Annotated in this window: 16 protein-coding genes, 1 tRNA gene and 1 pseudogene; 6 read left to right on the top strand and 12 right to left on the bottom strand. The window is 67.0% G+C overall.

What is annotated here, in order from left to right; all coding sequences use genetic code 11:
• Positions 1 to 9: 9 nt before the first annotated feature.
• Together BJQ95_RS02330 and BJQ95_RS19465 are read right to left on the bottom strand one after the other, a co-directional pair.
• Positions 10 to 576: an SGNH/GDSL hydrolase family protein gene (locus BJQ95_RS02330; protein ID WP_370688385.1), complete on the bottom strand. Its 567-nt coding sequence runs from the start codon at positions 574 to 576 to the stop codon at positions 10 to 12.
• Between the two features lie 25 nt (positions 577 to 601).
• Positions 602 to 919 (bottom strand): annotated as a pseudogene (locus BJQ95_RS19465) (hypothetical protein); the annotation flags it as partial.
• 140 nt (positions 920 to 1,059) lie between these two features.
• Between BJQ95_RS19465 and BJQ95_RS02325 the strand changes: the two are divergent.
• From BJQ95_RS02325 to BJQ95_RS02300, 6 genes are all read left to right on the top strand, one after another.
• The gene (locus BJQ95_RS02325; RefSeq protein ID WP_130176302.1) at positions 1,060 to 1,914 is read left to right on the top strand and encodes a MurR/RpiR family transcriptional regulator; all 855 of its coding nucleotides are present in this window, start codon (positions 1,060 to 1,062) and stop codon (positions 1,912 to 1,914) included.
• 143 nt (positions 1,915 to 2,057) lie between these two features.
• On the top strand, positions 2,058 to 2,756 hold the full coding sequence (locus tag BJQ95_RS02320; protein WP_130176303.1) for a tyrosine-protein phosphatase: 699 nt from the start codon (positions 2,058 to 2,060) through the stop codon (positions 2,754 to 2,756).
• Positions 2,749 to 3,555 (top strand): metallophosphoesterase, encoded by an 807-nt coding sequence (locus BJQ95_RS02315; protein ID WP_130176304.1) that lies wholly within the window; start codon positions 2,749 to 2,751, stop codon positions 3,553 to 3,555. The genes BJQ95_RS02320 and BJQ95_RS02315 overlap by 8 nt, the downstream gene beginning before the upstream one ends.
• A gap of 7 nt (positions 3,556 to 3,562) precedes the next feature.
• Positions 3,563 to 4,603, top strand: a complete 1,041-nt coding sequence (locus BJQ95_RS02310) for an ABC transporter substrate-binding protein (RefSeq protein WP_130176305.1) — start codon at positions 3,563 to 3,565, stop codon at positions 4,601 to 4,603.
• Positions 4,587 to 6,305 carry an iron ABC transporter permease gene (locus tag BJQ95_RS02305; RefSeq protein WP_130176306.1) on the top strand — a complete coding sequence of 573 codons (1,719 nt, stop codon included), beginning with the start codon at positions 4,587 to 4,589 and terminating at the stop codon, positions 6,303 to 6,305. Before BJQ95_RS02310 ends, BJQ95_RS02305 begins: the two co-directional genes overlap by 17 nt.
• Before the next feature lie 14 nt (positions 6,306 to 6,319).
• Positions 6,320 to 7,408, top strand: a complete 1,089-nt coding sequence (locus BJQ95_RS02300; RefSeq protein ID WP_130176307.1) for an ABC transporter ATP-binding protein — start codon at positions 6,320 to 6,322, stop codon at positions 7,406 to 7,408.
• 37 nt (positions 7,409 to 7,445) lie between these two features.
• Here BJQ95_RS02300 and BJQ95_RS02295 read toward each other — a convergent pair whose 3' ends face one another.
• From BJQ95_RS02295 to BJQ95_RS02250, 10 genes are all read right to left on the bottom strand, one after another.
• Entirely contained in the window at positions 7,446 to 8,645 is a 1,200-nt protein-coding gene (locus BJQ95_RS02295) for an acyltransferase (RefSeq protein WP_256041497.1), read from the bottom strand.
• A gap of 150 nt (positions 8,646 to 8,795) precedes the next feature.
• A complete protein-coding gene (locus BJQ95_RS02290; protein WP_256041496.1) occupies positions 8,796 to 9,986 on the bottom strand; it encodes an acyltransferase in 1,191 nt (396 codons plus the stop codon).
• Positions 9,987 to 10,042: 56 nt separating this feature from the next.
• Positions 10,043 to 11,554, bottom strand: coding sequence for an O-antigen polymerase (locus BJQ95_RS02285; RefSeq protein WP_130176309.1), 1,512 nt, complete (start codon positions 11,552 to 11,554; stop codon positions 10,043 to 10,045).
• A 19-nt stretch (positions 11,555 to 11,573) separates the two neighbouring features.
• Entirely contained in the window at positions 11,574 to 13,778 is a 2,205-nt protein-coding gene (locus BJQ95_RS02280) for an acyltransferase family protein (protein WP_130176310.1), read from the bottom strand.
• Between the two features lie 184 nt (positions 13,779 to 13,962).
• Positions 13,963 to 14,448, bottom strand: coding sequence for an aminoacyl-tRNA deacylase (locus BJQ95_RS02275; protein WP_130176311.1), 486 nt, complete (start codon positions 14,446 to 14,448; stop codon positions 13,963 to 13,965).
• Positions 14,449 to 14,495: 47 nt separating this feature from the next.
• Positions 14,496 to 15,785 carry an alpha-amylase family glycosyl hydrolase gene (locus BJQ95_RS02270; RefSeq protein WP_130176312.1) on the bottom strand — a complete coding sequence of 430 codons (1,290 nt, stop codon included), beginning with the start codon at positions 15,783 to 15,785 and terminating at the stop codon, positions 14,496 to 14,498.
• 182 nt (positions 15,786 to 15,967) lie between these two features.
• Positions 15,968 to 17,041: an acyltransferase family protein gene (locus tag BJQ95_RS02265; RefSeq protein WP_130176313.1), complete on the bottom strand. Its 1,074-nt coding sequence runs from the start codon at positions 17,039 to 17,041 to the stop codon at positions 15,968 to 15,970.
• Between the two features lie 278 nt (positions 17,042 to 17,319).
• Positions 17,320 to 17,392: transfer RNA gene (locus BJQ95_RS02260), tRNA-Thr, on the bottom strand.
• Positions 17,393 to 17,444: 52 nt separating this feature from the next.
• Positions 17,445 to 18,083 carry a TetR/AcrR family transcriptional regulator gene (locus tag BJQ95_RS02255; protein WP_130176314.1) on the bottom strand — a complete coding sequence of 213 codons (639 nt, stop codon included), beginning with the start codon at positions 18,081 to 18,083 and terminating at the stop codon, positions 17,445 to 17,447.
• 3 nt (positions 18,084 to 18,086) lie between these two features.
• Entirely contained in the window at positions 18,087 to 19,589 is a 1,503-nt protein-coding gene (locus tag BJQ95_RS02250; protein WP_130176348.1) for an alpha/beta hydrolase, read from the bottom strand.
• Positions 19,590 to 19,659 lie beyond the last annotated feature (70 nt).

Here is a 19,659-nt window from a genome sequence, read left to right as displayed (position 1 = left end):
GGCGCGAATTCAGTCGGCGGGGGTCAGGGCCGTGGCCAGCACCCGGTCCGCGATCGCCCGGTGGCCGGCGTCGTTAACGTGCACGCCGTCGGCCACCACCATCGAGGCCCGGATGACAACGGGGTCCAGCAGGCTCACGTACTCGGCATCCACCCGTTGTGCGGCGATTTGCACCCAGCCGTCGAGGTCGGTGATCATCGCGGTGGCCGGCTCGGCGGTGGACGGCCCCACCGCGATGAGGCGTGCGTTCGGCAGCCCCGCCCGGATGAGCCTGAACGTCTCGGTGACGGCGGCGTGCACAAACTCCGGGTCGGTGCCAAGCGCCCACCGATCGTTCTGGCCGCCCGCGATGACGACGATGTCGGGTGCGGCGGCGATGACGTCAGCAACCCGGTCGGCGTAGGTGGGGCAATGCTCCTGGCCGCAGCTGGTGACCCCGGCCGTGGTGACGTAGCCGGTGCCGCCCTGACCCTGGTTGATCTCGGTCCAGCCGGCGTCGTGGGCCACTAGAGTCGACCACTTGGTCGTCGGAGCCGAAGCGCCGAACCCCTGGGTGTAGGAGTCGCCGAGGAACACGGCAACGTTGGTCTCGGACGCCGCCGGCGTGGGCAGGTCCGTGGGCGCTGCCGACGCGGTGGGCGTGGGGGATGCTGTGGGCGCCGGGGATGCGGCGGGCAGGGTGGGCAGCAAGGGTGCGCTGGATCCGGCGCCCACGCCAATGACGCCGGTCACCAACGCGGCGATGCTGCCGAGAACGACCAGAAGGAACGCCGCGGGCAGCAGCACGCTCCGACGGCGCTCGGTGACGGCCGGTCTCGTCGGGGCGCTCTCGTCGACCATGGTCCCAGCTTAGGAGACGGCGACAAGCACGACCCCCAGCGGGGAAACGACCGCGAGCCGTGAGAAAAGCACCAGCCAGGGCTCCAGGAAGGTGCTTTACTCACCGTTCGCGAGGCTAACGCGACGTGGGCCGTTCGGCCGCGATGACTATGCTTCGGGCACGATCACAGCCGCCACCTCGGCCAGGATCACGGACACGACCTCGCACTGGAGCACCCAATGGCCGGCATCGACGACCCCACCCCCCGATCTCCCGGCGGTACGGTGCTGCTGCGCGTGCGCGCGGCACTGCCGCTGCTCGGTCCGAGCGAACGCCGGGTGGCCCAGGTGATCCTCGACAGGCCAGAGGCCGTGACGGAGTGGTCGACCGCCGAGCTGGCTACGATCGCGGGAACCTCCGCGGCCACCGTGGTCCGCGCCTGCCAGAACCTCGGCTTTCGCGGATTCCAGCACCTGCGCCTCGAGGTGGCCAGGGCCGCACCGTGCGAGCGCACGCCGACGCTCGACGCGCATCCGCTGGCCCGCGTCTTCGATGACGCTGCCGACGCCATCAGCCTGAGCCGGGCCAGCGTCGACCTGGCCGGTATCGACGCGGCCGTGGAGGTGCTCGCCCTCGCCCGTCGGCTGGTGCTGGTCGGGACCGGCTTCTCGGCCCCGCCGCTGCAGGATGCGGCGATGCGCTTCGCCACCCTGGGGCGCCCCGTCGAGGCCCCCAGCGACGTGCTCGGTCAACAGTTCGCGGCCCGGTCGCTCACCAGCGTCGACGCGTGCCTGACAGTGAGCTACTCCGGTGCCAACGCGCACACCCTGCGGGCCTGCCGGGCGGCGAAGGAGGGCGGCGCCAGGGTGATCGCCGTCACCAGTTTCCCCCGCTCGCCACTCACCCAGCTCGCCGACATCTGCCTGGTCACCGGACCGGTGACCCGCACGCACGACGTTGACCCGTTCCTCAGCCGGCTCAGCCACTTACTCGTGCTGCATACCCTGCACACGGCGCTGCAGGCGCGGCCCGGCAGCACGGCCACCGGCCCGATGCGCGAGGTCGTCGCCGAAGCGCTGATCGACGAGACCTGACCGGATGCCGACCCCGGCGGCGGCGTCGACGGATGTTGCCGCCCCAGTCGCCTACCGTCAACCAGTCGTTCACCCGCGCCACGCAGCCTTGCTCTGTAACTACGTTTCATGGCTGGTGAAACGCTGGAATCAGATGGAGCGGTATGTCGGGCATCACGATCCACGGCACCTACAACGCGCGCTGGAGCGACGCCGGCACACCCGGCGCCCACCGGCTGGCGCGGGCAGCGGCCCTGGATGCGGTGGGCCCGCCCGGTGCCGCGCAGCTCACCGCCCTGGGTGTGGCCCGGGTCGTCGACCTGCGCGAGGACACCGAGGGCACAGCCCCCGCCCACGGCGTTCCCGTTGTGAGGGTCCCGTTGTACAGGCTGCCGGACGGCCCTCCCCAGATCGGTGCCCTCGAGGCGGTCTACGATTTCCTACTGCGTGAACGCGGCACCGAACTCACCCGTGCGGTCATCGCCATCGCCACCGCACCCGGGCGAGTGCTGGTGCATTGCACCGCGGGCAAGGACCGCACCGGCCTGGTCGTCGCGCTCGCCATGCTGGCCGCCGGACACACCGAAGCGGCCGTCGTGACCGACTACTCACTATCGATGGGTGTCGTGGGCACCCGCCGCGCCGACCACGTGCGAAGCGTGCTGGCCCGTCTCAACCTCGACCCGGCCGCGTACCGGGATGCCCTGCGACTGCACCTCGACAGCCCGCCGGCCGCGATCGAACGCGTGCTGGGCACCATCCGCTCCCTCGGCGGGGCGGCCCACTATCTGGTGCGGCACGGGGCCACCCCCGTGCACCTGCGCGCGCTGCGACGCGACATTGGGGCGTCTGCGGATGCGTGAGCGCTCGAAGTTCACCATCCTGCATCTCAGTGATGTGCACGCCACCACCGGCGAACTGCTCTACGGCCAGGTCGACGGCCTGGCCCGGCTTCGCCAGGTGGGCGAGTACGTCGTGGCCGCTGGGGTCACGCCAGAGGCCGTCGTGGTCACCGGCGACCTTGTGCAGCGCGGCCACAGCGCAGCGTACGAAAATGTTGACCGGGCCCTCCGCGACCTCGGCGAGAGGGTGGGCGCCCCGGTTTTCACGGTGCTGGGCAACCACGACTCCCCCCGCCACGCCGCCGGCCTCACCGGCCACATGCAGGGTCATTACAGGGCCACCACCGTCGGCGATCTGCGCCTGGTGCTGCTGGATTCGAGCAGCGGTTCTCTCGACCCCGACCAGCTGGTCTGGCTCCGGGGCGTGCTCGCCGTCCCGTTCGGTATGGGCACCGTCGTTGCTCTGCACCACGCCCCGATCCCCTCTCCCCTGCCCACCCTGTCGAAGATCGGTCTGCGCGACCCGCGGCTGCTCGCCCATGCGCTGCGCGACTCCGACACGCGGCTGATCCTCGCCGGGCACTATCACCACCCGATGAACGGCCTCTTCCACGGCCTGCCGGTCGCCGTGGGCCCGTCGCTGGCGTATCACCAGGTCATGAACGCCGGTCCGGCCACCGTGAGCGGCCATGACTTCGCCATGTTCTCGCTCGTGCAGGTCACCGCCGACCAGATCAGCACCGCCCCCGTGAGCCTACAGGCCGGGCATCCCCTCTTCTCCACTACCGTTCCCCCTCTCACCAGCACCTCACACCGATAGGAATCCCATGTCACGCACAACTCAGGTCACCGGCGCCGCCACCCTCGTGGTCCTCGGCCTCGCCCTGGCCGGCTGCTCCACCGCCGATGCCTCGGCCGAGACCGCCCCGTCCGCCACCGCGGCCGAGGCCCTCGCCCCCGCGACCATCACGGTGTACACCTCCGAACCGCAGGAGAAGATCGACGCCATCGTCGCGGCGTTCAACGAGGACCAGCCCGACGTGACCGTCGAGGTCTTCCGTGCCGGCACCGGCGACCTCACCGCCCGCATCGAGGCCGAGCGCACCACCGGCGACGTGCAGGCCGACGTGCTGCTGGCCGCCGACTCCGGCACCTTCGAGACCTACAAGAGCGAAGACCTGCTGCTGGCCTACTCGCCCGCCGGCGTCGAGTCGCTCAACCAGGACGTCGTCGACCCCGACGGTTTCTACGTGGGCACCCGCATCATCCCCACCGTCATCGCCTACAACACCGGCGTCATCGACAGCCCGCCCACCTCGTGGGCCGACCTCACCGACCCCGCCTACGCGGGCCTGATCAGCATGCCCAACCCGGATGTCTCCGGCGCGGCCGCCTATAACGCCGCCGTGTGGCTCGACAACGCCGACCTCGGCGAGGCCTGGCTCACCGACCTGGCCGCCAACAAGCCGGTCATCGCCGACAGCAACGGCCCGGTCTCGCAGGCCGTCGCCGCGGGCACCCAGCCCGTCGGCGTGGTCGTGGACTACCTGGTGCGTGAGCTCAAGGCCGCCGGCTCCCCCATCGACGTGGCCTACCCGTCAGAGGGCGTGCCCTACGTCTCTCAGCCGGTAGGTATCTTCGCCAGCACCGACGAGCAGGCCGCCTCGGAGGCGTTCGTCGACTTCCTGGTCAGCGCCGAGGGCCAGACCCTCGCCGTGGAGCAGTCCTACCTGCCCGTGCGCAATGACGTCGGCACGCCCGACGGAGCCCCGGCCATGGACGACATCGAGATCCTCACGCCCGACCTCGACGTGATCAACGACACCAAGGCCGCCGCCGTCGCGCGGTTCAATGAGCTCTTCCAGTAAAGCCCCTGGCGCGGGCCCGGTCGTTCTCGACCGGGCCCGTTCCCGGCTCCCCCAGTTCTCGCCGTCGCTCCTGCCGCCCCGAGCGGATGCCCGGCGCGCCGTCGCCGGCATCGAGCTGCTGCGTCTGGCCCTCTGGCTGGTCTCCGCCGCCGTGATCCTCGTGCCGCTCGGAGCGATCGTGGTGCTCGCGTTCTCTGCAAACCACCTGCCGTTGCTGCTCGGCGGCGACATCGTGCAGGCCGGTTTGAACAGTCTGATCTCCGCAGTGGTCTCTGCCACCGTCGCTGTCACGGCCGGTACCGCGCTCGCCCTGCTCCTGGACCGTAGCGACCTGCGCGGCCGCAAAGTGCTGCGGCTGTTCGCGCTCACCCCACTGCTGGTGCCGCCGTTTGTCGGGGCGATCGCCTGGATCGGCATCGCCGGTCCCACCGGCCCGGTCAACGTGCTCTGGACCGCCTGGTTCGGTGGCCCGCTGTGGAACATCTACGGTGGAGACGGCGTGATCGTGCTTCTCGCCATCCACTCCTACCCGGTCGCGTACATGATCGTCTCGGCGGCGTTGCGGCGCGTGCCCACCGACCTCGAGCAGGCCGCACGCATCTCGGGCGCTTCCGCCATCCGCGCGGTGCGCACCATCACAATCCCGCTGCTGCGCCCCGCGATGCTCTCTGCGTTCACTCTCATCGCGGTGTCCAACCTGGCCGACTTCGGCATTCCGTCGATCATCGGGCTGCCCGAGCGCTACGTCACCCTCTCCACCCTGATTTACCGGTACATCCAGTCGGGCACCGTGGACTCGCCGCTCGAGGTGATCTCCACCATCGGCGTGGTTCTGCTGGTCGTCGCCGTGCTCGCCATGGTCGTGGACCTGATCGTGTCCCGGTCACGCTGGGAATTGGACGGCTCCGCGTCGGCCGTGCAGCTACTGCCGCTCGGGGTCGCCCGGCTGCCGCTGAGCGTCGCCGCGTGGCTGGTGGTGCTCGCGATCACCCTGCTGCCGCTGGCCGCGCTACTCAGCCAAGCGCTGCTGCCGGCGCCCGGCGTGCCGCTCACCTGGGCCAACCTCACCCTGGACAACATCGTGCGCGCGACCAGTGCACCCTCGGCGCTCACCGGCGCGGTGAACTCGGTGGTGCTCTCGGTGCTCGCCGGCGTGATCTGCGCGGTGTTGGGCCTGGCCATCGGCACCGTCGTGACGCGAACCCGTGCCCGTTCGAACACCGCGCTGAAGACCGTCGTGATGCTGCCGCAGGCGATCCCTGGGCTGGTCATCGCAGTGGGCTGGCTCATCATCGCGCCCCGGGTCGGCCTGTTCAACACGCCGTGGCTGATCCTCTGCGCCTACGTGATGGCGTTCATCGCGATCGTGGTGCAGTCGGTTTCTGCGCCGCTGACGGCCACCCCGATGACCGCGGAGGAAGCCGCCCGCATCTCCGGGGCCAGCCGGCTGCGGGCCCTGTTCGACATCTCCTGGCGGATGGCGGTTCCGGCCGCGATCGCCGGCGGGGTGCTCGTGGTGCTCACCGCGGTGCGGGAGCTCACGATTTCGGTGCTGCTGCTCGCGCCCGGCGCGCAGACCCTCGGCGTGAACATCTTCAGCCTGCAGCAGGCCGGCGCCTATAACGCCGCGTCGGCGCTTTCCCTGATCATCACCGTCGTCGGCCTCGCCGGCCTCGGACTGGCCGCCCGCCGCGCCCACTAGCCCAAAGGACCCGCATGTCTTCAGTCACGCTCACGAACGTCGGCCTCGTCTACCCCGATGGAACCGTCGGCCTCGACGCCATCGACCTCTCCATCGCCGACGGCGAGTTCGTGGCGCTGGTCGGTCCGTCCGGCTCGGGTAAAACCACCCTGCTGCGCGCCATCGCCGGGTTCCTCACGCCCACCCGCGGGTCGATCCTGCTCGACGACACCGTCGTCGCCGACTCCCGCCGGTCGGTCGAGCCGGAGAGGCGCGGGCTGGGCATGGTGTTCCAGCAGCACGCCGTCTGGCCGCACTGGAGCGTCGAACGTAATATCGCCTACCCGCTTGTGCTGGCCAAGGTGCCGCGGGCCGAACGGGCAGCCCGGGTCGCCGAGGTCATGAAGCTGGTGGGCCTGGCCGGCTTCGAGAAGCGCAACCCGGCCACCCTGTCGGGCGGACAGCGCCAGCGGGTGGCACTGGCCCGGGCCATCGTCGGTCGCCCGCGGGTGCTGCTGCTCGACGAGGCTCTGTCGGCGCTGGACGAGCCGCTGCGCGACAGCCTGCGGCTGGAATTGCAGTCGCTCACCCGGTCGATCGGACTCACCGTCGTGCACGTCACCCACGACCGTGAGGAGGCCCTCGCCCTAGCCGACCGGGTCGTTGTTCTGGACGGCGGCAGCATCCAGCAGGTCGGCAGCCCGGTGGAGTTGGTCACCCGGCCGGTCACCGCCGAGGTGGCCCGGTTCCTCAGCGATGCCACCCTGTTCGTTGGCGAACGCACGGCGGCCGGGTTCACCGCCGACGGGCATCCGTGCACGGTGCCCGGATCGGTAATCGAATGCGGCGGCGCAGCGATGGGCGGCGGCACGATCGCGGTGCTACCCGAGGACATCACGCTCTCGCCGGGCACGGGTGCCGAGATGGATGCTGTGGTGGCGTCGTCTTTGTATGGGCGGGCCAGCAATGACGTGGTCGTGCACTGGCACGGAATCAGCGTGCGTTGCCGGGTGCCCGGCCGGCGCTACCTGGTGGGCGAACGCGTAATCGTCGGCATTCGCCGGGCGATGTTCTATGACCGTGGCAGGATCTCGTCGGTGACATCGGCGACCGTGGCGCCGTAGGCGGCGACCAAGGCGCCGGCATCCGAGCATCGGCGCCCTATCGCAGGGGCAGGCTGTACTCCAGCCGTTTGCGCAGTCGGCCGCAGGGTCGTTCCACGGAAACAAAAACCACCTGCGCCAGAAGGATAGTGAGAATCAACGACACCAGGTCCACCACGGCCGGCACGGTGATGAAGGACTGGTCGACGAGGACGAGCACAAGCCGGTGGAAGAGATAGATGGAAAACGACAGGGCACCGATCTTCTGGACCACCGGATGATTCAGGATCCGGCCGACAGTGCTGTGTGGGTGCACGATGATGTACCAGAAGATCGGCACCAGGCACAGGCACTGGATGGTGTCAGCGATGCTGAGGCGGAACTCCAGCTGCGGGACGAGTGCCACGGCCACGAAAACCACCACGGCCAGCGGCGCGATCCAGCGCCGGACGTGCCAATCGGTGCGTGCGCCACCGGGAAGACGGTCACCCAGGGCCGGGTTGAGAAGCAGCGCCATTGCGCTGCCGAAGATCAAGCTGTCGATGCGCGTGTCGGTTGACACGTAGAGGCGATCGAAGCTTGCTCCGGTGAGGCCGAGGTAGATACGCCATACCGGGACCGCGCTGGCGACGACGACGAGGATCCAGCCGATCGCACGAACGGACAGTTTCCTGCGAAACAGGACCAGCAGCACGGCGGGCACGACGAGGTAGTAGTGCTCCTCGACGGACAGCGACCAGAGCTGAGTGGACTCCGGCGGCAGTCCGTCACGTCCGAACAGCACGATGTAGTAGTTCGTATAGTTCAGAAATTCCGCCAGCACTCCCCATCCAGTGGTCGACGACACCACGATGCCGGTGGCGCCGAGCGCCACTGTCACGATGATCGCCAGAAAGGCCGGCGGCAGGATCCGCAATGCCCGGCGCAGGTAGAAGCGCCTCAGCGACACCGTGCGAGTCTTCGCATACTCACGCCGGAGAAGCGTGGTGATGAGGTAACCGCTGAGGAAAAAGAAGATCGTGACTCCGACATGACCCGGCCAGGCCGCCGGCGCCAGATAGCCGTGCCCGACGAAGACGACGAGAACCGCGATCGCGCGGATTCCGTCCAAGGACGGGATGTGGAACGCTCCGGCACGGGGCCCGAACGTCCCGCTCGTCCCGCCGCCCGACGGGTCGATGGTCTTCACGTAGCCCATCCGATGCGGCGACTCGCGCCGACACGCGCCCGGAGACGCGGTCGCGCACTCGTCAGCCATCCAGCAAATGTGGTCATGTTTCCCCCGCAACGTGGGGCTACCCCCCGAACGAGTGTATCGGGACCAGGTTTCGGCCCGATGACACTGCCCTGACGAGTCTCCTGACCCCGTGAGCGAGGGATCGGTTGCCGAGAAGGCACGCGAATTCATCTATCGCGTCCTGGAGCGTCGCCGATCCTGCATGGGGACGGCCGCGGAGGCGTCGGTCGGTAAGTGCTCGGATAGTTCCACCTTGGCGTGGCGCTGTCGGGTGTTGAGGAAGTTCCTTTCAACCAGCACGAAGAACACGTAGCAGAGCGCGACGACAACCGGCGCGACGGCAAAGGTCATGAGCGCCCAATGGGCAGCGATCGGAAGCCCCAAGGGCATCAGGAGCAGGTTGGCCAGGGCCAGCAGTGGACTGTGCAAGAGATAGATGCTGTACGAGAAAAGGCCCAGACGAATCATCGGTTCAGACTGGAAGGGCCTGACGATCAGGGGCGTCGCTCCAGCAACGGACCTCTGGCCGGCCCAGGCCAGGCCGGTCGCTACGGCCCCTCCCGCGCAGATCTCGATGAGGCCGAGCGAGCGGATGTCGAAGACCCGGGTCGCGGCTATCGCCATCAGGGTGAGCACACCGAAGACGATGAACAGCGGACCGGCCCAGCGATTCCGGGTCTGACTCATCGTCACCTGAGCCGACCACATCCCCATCGCGAAGATGCCGACAAGCCACGGATGCGCCCACACGCCGATTCCGGTGAACACGGGCGACACCGACACGATGACAACGCCCGCGACAACCCAACCCGGGCGAAAGCGCCGCCAGAGCGGGAGTAGGAGGAGCGGGAAGAGCAGGTAGATCTGTGCTTCGACCGCGACGCTCCACAGCGGACCGTTGATGGCACCGATCCACTCCGCGGAGAAGTCGTGGACCAGCAGAAAGTGACTCACGACGCCGGGCACCGTCATGGGCAGCTTGGTATCCCACTGTGTTCCAGACGGCTGCTGCATGACCGGAATCAGGAGTATCAGGAGAATGCTGATGATGAGCGCGGCGTAGTACGGCGGAGCCACCCTCCGAGCACGGCGGGTCAGGTAGCGCATTGTGCCGCCGCGCAGCCTGTTCCCATTGGACAGTGTGGGAAGCATGAGTACATACCCGGACAGGACGATGAAGACGGGCACCCCGAGGTAGCCCCATCCGACGATCAGGTCCACGACCCGCAACTCCCACGTCGTTTGGTTCGACAGCCCCGTGAAGAGGAATGCGTGATAGAGCACGACTGCGATAGCAGCACATCCTCTGATGCCGTCCAGATACGGAAACTCTGGACGCGACGACCCCTCGATGTTCCCCATCCCACGAGCCTAACCAGTGGCCCCCGGATGGGGTTGCCAACCGGTCGACGGGAATGTTACATTCTGGGAAACTCCTGAGCGCGGATCAGACCGCGACGGTCTCCGGTCGTGCGAGCCTGTGGCGTTCCCCGTCTCGAAACGAACCAGATGCTGAAGACCATCACCGCGAGCATGCTGGTTGCCTGGAGGAGGGAACCTCGAAGCAGAATCAGCAGATAGAACGAGAGAATTGCGACAGCGACACCGGATACCCCGGAGGTGGCGAGATCGAACTGGGTGGTGCGGTCCGCTTTCTTCAGAATGAAGCCAAGCAGCACGAACAGAATGACAAGACCTGCCCACCCCCCACTCAGATAGGCCTCGGCCCAAAACGGCGCTGACAGGTTTTCGAACCGATACCCGCGGAACTGGGCGATGAAAACTCCGGTGTCGATCGGTTTGTCGGGCCAGATCGACCGCGGGACCCAGAAAACCAGAGGACCCAGAAGCTGTTTGCCCCACAGGATCCCTTCAACTGACACGTAGTTGACCGCGTTGTTGATCTGGGCAAAAGAATCGTAGTCACCGCTGTTCACAAACGCGCCTGCACCGAGTTGGCTGCTGGTCTGGGTCGCTTCGCGACGGAAGATTGAGAACAGTGGGAAGCCGAACAGGAGCACTCCGGTGAGGATCGACATGGTCCAGCGGATGCGCGCCCTGGTCGCGAATGCTCCGATCAGAACCAGGAGGCTGAAGGCCATGGTGCCGAAAAGGTACCGGGATGAGCTGAAGACATTGATCGCAAAGACCACGGCGAAGGCGGCCATCGGCATCATCAGGGTGAAGCTGCGTTTTGCGATGCCTGCCGCAACCTCCGCTCGTCGGTAACGCGCCATCGCATGCACACACACCAGCAAGGGGATGGAGGCCGACGCGGCGATTATCGTGGACAACGTCGGCTCCGGAAAAACGACACCGCGCATGAGCGCCATCGATTCCCGGCTGGTGAAGAAGGTCGCTGGACCGATCCGGGCCACGTAGAACACCCACATGGCGAACCCTCCCAGCGCGAGCAGCGTTATCCGGGCGCGGGAGAACTCCCTCGGCACCGGACTGGCGCGCCGCGACCGGCTTGAGACGCCCGGGGTCGTCGGCCCTGTCCGCCGGGAGACGAAGAGCGCCCCCACCTCGGTGGCGACCAGGCCGAGCAGGATGATCACCAGCGACTCTGTGTTGTATTCGAGGCTGATATCGGGAGTTGTGCCCGGCGACCGGCTCGCGAGAACCTGCGCAAACGCGGGGACGGCCAGAAAGACGTACACGAAGAGCCAGAAGGCGAAAGCGAACAGGGTCGGCAGCCCGCGACCGATGACGAACGCCAACCGGGTACCGCTGTAGACCAGGATGATCAACGCCAGCACAGCGTCGCCGACCACGGCCTGATCGGTGGGATACGGGATCGTGGTCATGAGGTAGATCGGCATCAACCCGGCAAAGACGAGGGTGAGCAGGGTCGCGGTGAAGCCGTAGCCGATGGGCTGCGAGCGGTGTGCCTGCGGCGCCGGCTGCCGCAATGAAACGACCGTCATCGGCTCTGCCCCGCCAGACCTAGACAAGCCCGAGCTCCTGGAGTTTCGCGATGATGACCGGGGCAAGGCTCTCGCTGTAGGTTTTTGTGAGGTGCGCAGAGTCAGCGTAGATGGACGTGGTGCCGACAAAGGCGGGGCATCGGTCGGTCACGCAGAACCAATCCCTGGTGTCCACGAACTCCACGCCGGCTTCAGCTGACGCGGCGGCCTCGGCATCCAGCATGTTCTTCCAGTTGGGCTGCAGGTTCCCGGTGCAGTCTTTCGGGCTGGACACCGGGGTATAGCACTGCGTCATGTTCCCAGCCCCGGGAGGAGACATGAGCACCACCTTTTTCGTTTCGGCCGGCAGAGTGCTCAGTGCCTGGCCGAAACCCGCCTTCCACTCCGCGTTGGCCGCATCGCCACGATTTTGGCTGGTGAGTCGGTTCAGGCCGTGGAAAGAGTCAGACATGATGACAAGATCCGGCTGGATCTCCTGCACCTTCTCGGCCACCCACTGGTGCTGGCTGTCACAGGCCTCGTAGCGCGGCCCGCCTGTCTCTTCGCTGGAGGTGACTGGCATCAAGCCCACCGGACACTTTTCCCGAGTAAGCGGCTGCACCGAGTAACCGAGCGGCTCGAGTGCAGCAACGATGCCAGGAAGCCAACTCGTGGCGATGGAATCTCCCACGACGACCGCGGTCTTGGTCGGTTCGGCGGCACCGTAGGTGCAATCGTTCACCGTGTCTTCGCCGACGTTGAGGCAGTTGTCCTCAATCCACTGTGGAACACGCAAGTTCACCGACCCGTCGGCGGGCGGATCGAACGCAGGCCAGGAGTCGCTGGTGAGCGCCGCGGTCAAACCCGCAGTGAGTTCACCGGCCGGGCCGGCCGGCACCTGCTCCTCCGTGCCGCCGTCAGCGCCCTCCGGCTGGCCCTGGGCCTGTGCCGGGCTGACAAACGCGCTGGTCGGTGGGTCCCGCGGCACGAGAGCCACCCACGCCAGGGTGAGGCTCACCACGGCGACCAGGGCAACGCCGATCACCACCGGGGTACGTGACGTACTGGCAGCGCGCTCCTTCCGGCGTTTGGTGCTTTCAATAGCGGATCGCTCCTCCGCTGACACTGGGCGAAGCCACGTCGATCTGAGTACGGCCTGTTCGACGAAGTGGTAGGACAGCACCGTCAGAATGGCCATCAGCACCAATGCCGTGACCGCGTGTTCGATGGTGCCCTCAACCAGCACCGAGCCCAACATGATGACGACCGGGAAGTGCCAGAGGTACAGGCTGTAGGAGATGTCCCCCAGGTACCGCGACACCGGGTTGGTGAGCGGCCAGAGGTAGCGCACCTCACCGTTCGTACCGGCCAGAATCACCAGGGCGGTGGAGAGCACCGGCACTGCGGCCCAGGGGCCGGGGAACGGCAGCGCGTCGGTGATCAGGAAGATAGAAGCGAGGATCCCGACAAGTCCCAGCCAGCCCAGGATGGGCCGCAGCCACGACGGGATCGATGACAGGCGCCCGGCAAAAATGGCCAGCAAGGCCCCGATTCCGAGTTCCCAAGTGCGCGAGAAGGTTGAGAAGTACGCCCAGGTGGGATTCGTCGCGGTTTCCCAGACCGACCACGCGAAGGTGGCGACGACGATGGCCAGCATCACGATGCCGACCACGCGGCGTGCCACTGTGGGATCCCATTTGGTGGCCTTGCCGCCGAGCGCGAGGATGAGGAGCATCAGCCACGGCCACACGAAATAGAACTGTTCTTCAACCGACAGCGACCAGAAATGCTGCAGGGGCGAGACCGGGCCGCCGGCGAGGAAGTAATTGGTGCCATCCGCGGCGAAGTGCCAGTTTCCGAGGAAGATGAACGACCAGACGGCATCTCCGAGCGTCTGGTCGAAACGACCGACGTTGAAGATTAAGAAGGAGATGGCGACGGTGGTTGCGAGTACAAGAGTGGCGGCCGGAAGGATGCGGCGGACCCGACGCTTGTAGAACCCGCTGAACGAGATCGTGCCCGTCTGGTCGTGTTCGCGCAGTAGCAACCCGGTGATCAGGAAACCGGACAACACGAAAAACACGTCGACGCCGACGAAACCACCGGTGGGCCACTGGAAAAGGTGGTCGGCGATGACGGCAACGACGGCAATCGCTCGCAGCCCCTGGATATCCCGCCGCAGCTTCTTCTTCGGTGTCGTCGCGGTGACCGGCGCGGTGGCCTGCTTGACGTGCACTGTGCTCATGGATCCCCCAAAAATCTTCGTGGAGGCTACCCCCCGAACGAGTGTAGCCGCACGATGTTTCCGCTGCGTGACACGAAGGACGGCTTCGGCCTGCAGCAGGCCGGTGCCCCCGCTGACGTCTGCGCCCGGTGCACGCTGGGCGCAGCGCGCAGAAGTCCGTTTCGGCAACAGTTCCAGGGGCTCGCTAGGAGCGCGGCGTGAGCTCGTCGGTGATGTCGGCCACCGTGGCGTCGTAGGCCGTGATCAGCGCGTCCGCGTCGACGAACGCGGAGTAGCCGTGCTCCCCCGCGCCCATGGCCACCCGGGTGCCGCGCATCCGCTCGTCGGCGAACACCGGCCAGGCGGTGCTGCTGCCCAGCGGGGTGATGGTGCCACGCGCGTATCCGGTCGCGGCCAGCGCGAGGTCCTGGTGCGGCAGCGACAGCTTGTTCACACCCACGAGGGCGCGCAGCTTGGCCCAGCTGATCTGCCGGTCGCCGGGCACGAGCACGAAGATGTAGTCGCCGTCGTGGCGTTTCACCACGAGGGACTTGACGATGCCGGCAGGATCGAGCCCCAGCAGCCGGGCGGCGCTTTCGAGGCTGTCGGCGGCGGGGCGCTCGACGATGTCGATCTCGAGTCCGCGCGCCCGCGCATCCGTTTCGACTCGTTCGCGCCCTGTGTGACCCATGCCTCGAGTCAACCATGCGCGCGGGTGCCGGTGCCAGCGACCAGGCGTCAGCCGAAGATCGCCCAGCCGTGCGGCGGCACCGTGTGCCCGGCCGGGGTGCGGTCGGCGGTGCCGGCGAGACGCTCAGCGGCATCCGTGGTCACCGGCAGGGTCTCGTCGCTCAGGTTGAGCGCCACGACGAGGCGGTGGACGCCGTCGGTCACTTCGTACACGTAGCCGGTGTTGGCCAGAGCCGATGGCCGGCTCGTTGCAGCGTGTAGCCACGGATGCCGGCGGCGCAGGCCGATCAGTTCCTGGTGCAGCGTGAAGGTGGTCGCGCCGACGGGTTCCTGGTCCGCGGGCGGCAGCTCGGCCGGAGTCGCCGGGTAGGCGGGCCGGATCGCGTCGTCGCCGCCGGCGCGCTGCTCCTTCACGGCGCGGAGGCCCAGTTCGTCACCGTAGTAGATCGCCGGGGTGCCGCCCAGGGTCAGCAGCAGCACCAGGGCGTGCGGGTGGTGGCGCTCGTCGGGGATCTGGCTGGCCAGCCGGGTCACGTCGTGGTTGCCCACGAACGTGTACGGCACGAAGTCGCCGAGAAAAGCGGTGTGCCGGGTGAGCGCCCAGTCCAGTTCGAAGAAATTGCGCTCGCCGATCGCGTGCCAGATGGCCTGCCACAGCTCATACTGGGTGACGGTGTCGACCCCGGATGCGCTGACGAAGCCGGCGTAGTCCCCGTGCAGCACCTCGCCCATCACGTACGCCTTGGGGTGCCGCTCGCGCACCCGCGGCAGCACGCCCGCCCAGAACTCGGTGGGCATCGCGTACGCCGCGTCGAGCCGCCAAGCGTCGATGCCGCGGTCGAGCCAGTAGGTCATCACGTCGGCGACCAGGTCGGCGACGGCCGGGTTGTCGTGGTTGAGCGTCACCAGGGCGTCGTGCCCCTCGAAGGCCACCAGGTCGCCCGCGCTGTGGCGGAACAGGGCGTTCTCGGGCGCGGCCGGATCGGCGAGCGCTGCGACCAGCGGAGCGAACTCGCGGCCCACGTGGTTGAACACGCCGTCGAGCATCACCCGGATGCCGCGCCGACGGCACTCGGCGATGAGGTGCTCGAGGTCGGCGGTGTCGCCGAGCCGCGGGTCCACCTGGAAGTAGTCGGTGGTGTCGTAGCCGTGCGTGCGTGAGGCGAACACTGGGCCCAGGGCCAGCCCATTGGCGCCGAGGTCGAGCAAATAGTCCAGCCACGACTCGATCTGCCGCAGCCTGTGCGTGAACGTGCGGTCGGCGCCGGTGGTGTCCGCGCCGACGAAGCCCAGCGGGTACACGTGCCACCAGATCACGTGTTCGGTCCAGTCAGCCACGTCTCGACCCTATCGCGCCCCTCGAGTCCTCCCGGAAGGCACCCATGGTCGCACAACGCTCTCGGCTATTCAGGTGCCGGCGATCAGATCCATCAACGTCAAGCGGAGCGCGCGGCGTGGTCCACCTCAGCTGCGGGTCTCCGGTCTCAGGAGCGGCTAAATCGGCAATGAGCGCCCAACTGTCAATTCGAGACCGTTGGGTCCGGCGACGCTATCGGCCTGCTCAGCGGCCAGAACCGGTCAAACATTCCCGCCAGCCATTGCGGAGTCTCGAACAGCCAGTTTGCGCCCAGATACGCAACGCATCGCGCCATGAGCCACGCCATAGCCAGCCCGAACAATGCGATCGGGAGAGGTACCCACATCGCCGCACTGGAGTCTCCGCCTGGCCAGATGAGGGTGAGTATCCAGACGGCGAAGAAGATCCACAGCGTGTGTGAAAGATAGATCGGCAGCGTCTGCCCACCCAACCGCCGCAACCATCTATGACGCTCTAGCCCACGCGCCAGTGCAATCCCTGCCCCTAAACCAAGAACTCGCATGGCGAAGGAGATCACCGGCGCGTCGGCTAGCCCCCAGTGTGCGAGAGCCACGTAGGAAGCTGCCCATCCGGCGACGACAGCAATCCCCGATGCCACCGACAACGCGTTGCCGAATGCGAGAATCCCCGATCGACCGTAACAACCGACGAGGAAGAAAAAGTAGAACGTGGGTACGCCATCCCAGCCGTTGTTGCCGATCGGATCGTCCAGGGCGAACCAGAGGAGAGAAGCGACACCTGCGACGGCGAGCTGGATCGACGTCGGAATGCCGACGGAGCATCTGGCGAGTACAAAGTAGATCGCAAGGACAAAAATGAACCAACCGCCAACGGGCCAGACCAGGTGAAGTGGCAACTGCAGAATGCCGGTCTCGCTGTCCACTCCAGGGATCAGATTGAGAACGGTCCATCGGACAATCACCCACAGAACGAATACCCAGGCGAAAAGTAGTATTTTTTTCTGGAAAACGCTCCGCCAGCGACCGGTGACATACTTTCCGGCGAAGAGTCCCGCGGCCAGGAAGAACAACGGCATTCGCATCGTTCGGAGCATTTCCGTGGCCGCCAACCAGCCGGGAGCGGCCAGTCCCTCTGCAGCCGAATAGATGATGGCGTGATGGAAGACCACCAGCACGATCGCCATACCTCTGGCGGCATCAGGCCACTGAATTCGCTGTTGTGCGGCCACCGCTATCGGTGCTCTGCTCGCGCCCACGACTCTCCTTCGGTCTGCGGGAGAGTACCCCCCGAACGAGTGTAACGGGGTGTCGTTTCGCACGAACGGCAAGCCGCGAGCCCGGGAATGGGCTCGGAAGCCTGCTGTCGCGCGTCGATCCGGCGATTGGTGGGCTCAGGCGGCGCTGTTGGATCATTCTGATAAGCGACGAATAATTCGTGTCGATCGCGGAGATCCTCAGACAGGCACTCAGAACAGGGTGCACGCTCTGGTCACAACGACGAGTCGGGATAGCCCAGCATCCCTGCGATTCACTGGGCCGCCTATCAGAATCGAACTGATGACCTATTCATTACGAGTGAATCGCTCTACCAACTGAGCTAAGGCGGCGTGAGACCGAAGACTTCCTTGCGAATGTCGCGCGGTGACACAGCATCCAAGCTTAGTCGGTCGGGGAGGTCACGGTGTACAGCTCCCGGAAGGATTTGGCGACCCAGGCCGAGAGCGGGGTGCAATCATCCGCTTCGGCCCAGCACCGCCAAGCATGCCGGGTGGCGGCCATGGCGATCAGGGTGAGCAGTAGCGCCCGCTGGGCCAGGGCCCGGGGGGCCTCGCCGAGGTTCGGGTCGTCGGCGGTGAGCCGGCGCTCCACGATCTGCTGCAGGCTGGCTTCGAAGTTGCGCAGGGTGGCCATCCGCATGGTGAACAGGTGACTGTTGTCTTTCATCACCGCGCGACGTAGCTCGTGGATTTCGCGGTCGCCGTCGGTGTTCTGCAGGCTCCGGCCGATGAGGGTGGCCAGGTCGTTCATGACGTCGCCACCGTGGCCGCCGGTGATGAACCGTTCGATGTCGGCGTCGCAGGCCAACTCCAGTTCGTCGCCGACCAGGGCGGAATCCTTGGAGGCGAAGTAGTTGAAGAAGGTCCGCGGCGAGATCTCGGCCACCCGGCTGATCTCGTCGATGGTCACCTTGTCGATGCTCCGTTGGGCACAGAGGGTGAGCACCGCTCGCTGAATCTCCCGGCGGGTGGCCAGGCGTTTCCGCTCGCGCAGACCCGGTTCGTCAGGTGCGGCGGCCATGACTCAACACATCGGGTCGGCCGTGGGCACGGTGCCGTCGATGAGGTAGCTATCGACGGCGTCGTTCACGCAGGAGTTGGACTTGTTGTATGCGGTGTGGCCCTCGCCCTCGTAGGTAACGAGCTGGCCGCTGTCGAGCTGCTCGGCCAGGTTCTGCGCCCACACGTAGGGGGTGGCCGGGTCGTTGGTGGTGCCCACGACAAGGATCGGGGCGGTGCCGGGGGCGTGGATCTCCTGGCGTTCGCCGGTGAAGGCGTACGGCCAATTGGCGCAGGAGATGTCGCCGAAGGCCATGTACTTGCCGATGATCGGGGCGATCTGTTCGATCTGGGCGGCTTCGGCGCGCATGGCTGCGGGGTCGTCGTTGTAGGCGTAGTCCACGCAGTTGATGGCCATGAACGCCTCGGTGGAGTTGTCGGCGTAGCTGCCGTCTGGGTTGCGGCCGTTGTACCCGTCGGCGAATTGCATCGCGCCGTCGGCGCTGCCCTGCAGCACACCCTCGAACATGTCGCTGAGGTTGGGCCACGCTGTGGCCTGGTACAGCGGGTAGATGATCGCGGTGAGCAGCGCGTTTGCGCCGAGCTGGCGGCCGTCGGTGGCGGCGATCGGGCTGGCATCCACCGACGCCAGGAGGGCGCCGATCGTGGCCATGGCGTCGTCGACGGTGCCGTCGAACGGGCAGGCCGAGCCGGCCAGGCAGTCGGTGAGGTAGGCGCGCAGCGCGTTCTCAAAGCCCAGCGCCTGGGTGCTGGTCACCTCGAAGTTGCTGGTGGACGGGTCCAGCGCGCCGTCCAGCACGAGTCGGCCGACCTTGTCAGGGTACAGCTCGGCGTACGTGGCGCCCAGGAAGGTGCCGTAGGAGAAGCCCAGGTAGTTCAGTTCGGTGTCGCCGAGCACGGCGCGCATCAGGTCGAGGTCGCGGGCGGCGCTCTGGGTGTCGACCTCACCGAGCAGTGCCCCGGTCTTGTCGGTGCAGGCGGCCGCGAAGGCGGTGGCGCTGGTTTCCAGTTCCTGGATCCAGGCGTCGCTGCCGCGTTCGGCGTCGGCGATGCCGTACAGGTACTCGTCCATCTGGGCGGGTTCGTAGCAGGCCACGGCCGAGGACCTGCCGACCCCGCGCGGGTCGAACCCGACGATGTCGTAGCGTTCCTGCAACGCCGCGCTGGTGGCGTAGTCGACAGATTCCTTGACGAAGTCGTAGCCGGAGCCGCCTGGGCCGCCGGGGTTGACCAGCAGTGAACCAAGCCGGTCGCCGGTGGCCGGCTGGCGCACCAGGGCCAGGTCCACCGAGCCGGCGGCCGGGTCGTCCCAGTCCAGCGGGGTGGACACCGTGGTGCATTGCATGCCGTTGTCGCAGTCGGACCAAGCCAACACCTGGCTGTAGAACGAATCGAGCGACGCGTCGACCTTCTCGCCGGTGGGCGTGGAGGTGGACGGTGCGGGCTGCGGCATGAACCACGGTACGCAGCCGGTCAGGCCGAGCGCCACTGCCACCGCGGCCGCCATGGTCGTGAATACGCGAGAGCGCTTGGTCACTGGGTTCCTCTTCTCTGGTGCATCGTCAACCGGCTGCTGC

This window comes from Cryobacterium sp. SO1, assembly GCF_004210215.2.
Classification (GTDB): domain Bacteria; phylum Actinomycetota; class Actinomycetes; order Actinomycetales; family Microbacteriaceae; genus Cryobacterium.
This window is presented reverse-complemented; position numbering and strand designations above follow the sequence as displayed.

Bases quoted from the DNA above. Each gene is read 5' to 3' on its own strand.
- BJQ95_RS02325 (WP_130176302.1), top strand. From the start codon at position 1,060: ATGGCCGGCATCGACGACCCCACCCCCCGATCTCCCGGCGGTACGGTG.
- BJQ95_RS02320 (WP_130176303.1), top strand. From the start codon at position 2,058: ATGTCGGGCATCACGATCCACGGCACCTACAACGCGCGCTGGAGCGAC.
- BJQ95_RS02315 (WP_130176304.1), top strand. From the start codon at position 2,749: ATGCGTGAGCGCTCGAAGTTCACCATCCTGCATCTCAGTGATGTGCAC.
- BJQ95_RS02310 (WP_130176305.1), top strand. From the start codon at position 3,563: ATGTCACGCACAACTCAGGTCACCGGCGCCGCCACCCTCGTGGTCCTC.
- BJQ95_RS02305 (WP_130176306.1), top strand. From the start codon at position 4,587: ATGAGCTCTTCCAGTAAAGCCCCTGGCGCGGGCCCGGTCGTTCTCGAC.
- BJQ95_RS02300 (WP_130176307.1), top strand. From the start codon at position 6,320: ATGTCTTCAGTCACGCTCACGAACGTCGGCCTCGTCTACCCCGATGGA.
- BJQ95_RS02295 (WP_256041497.1), bottom strand. From the start codon at position 8,645: ATGGCTGACGAGTGCGCGACCGCGTCTCCGGGCGCGTGTCGGCGCGAG.
- BJQ95_RS02290 (WP_256041496.1), bottom strand. From the start codon at position 9,986: ATGGGGAACATCGAGGGGTCGTCGCGTCCAGAGTTTCCGTATCTGGAC.
- BJQ95_RS02285 (WP_130176309.1), bottom strand. From the start codon at position 11,554: ATGACGGTCGTTTCATTGCGGCAGCCGGCGCCGCAGGCACACCGCTCG.
- BJQ95_RS02280 (WP_130176310.1), bottom strand. From the start codon at position 13,778: ATGAGCACAGTGCACGTCAAGCAGGCCACCGCGCCGGTCACCGCGACG.
- BJQ95_RS02275 (WP_130176311.1), bottom strand. From the start codon at position 14,448: ATGGGTCACACAGGGCGCGAACGAGTCGAAACGGATGCGCGGGCGCGC.
- BJQ95_RS02255 (WP_130176314.1), bottom strand. From the start codon at position 18,083: ATGGCCGCCGCACCTGACGAACCGGGTCTGCGCGAGCGGAAACGCCTG.
- BJQ95_RS02250 (WP_130176348.1), bottom strand. From the start codon at position 19,589: ATGGCGGCCGCGGTGGCAGTGGCGCTCGGCCTGACCGGCTGCGTACCG.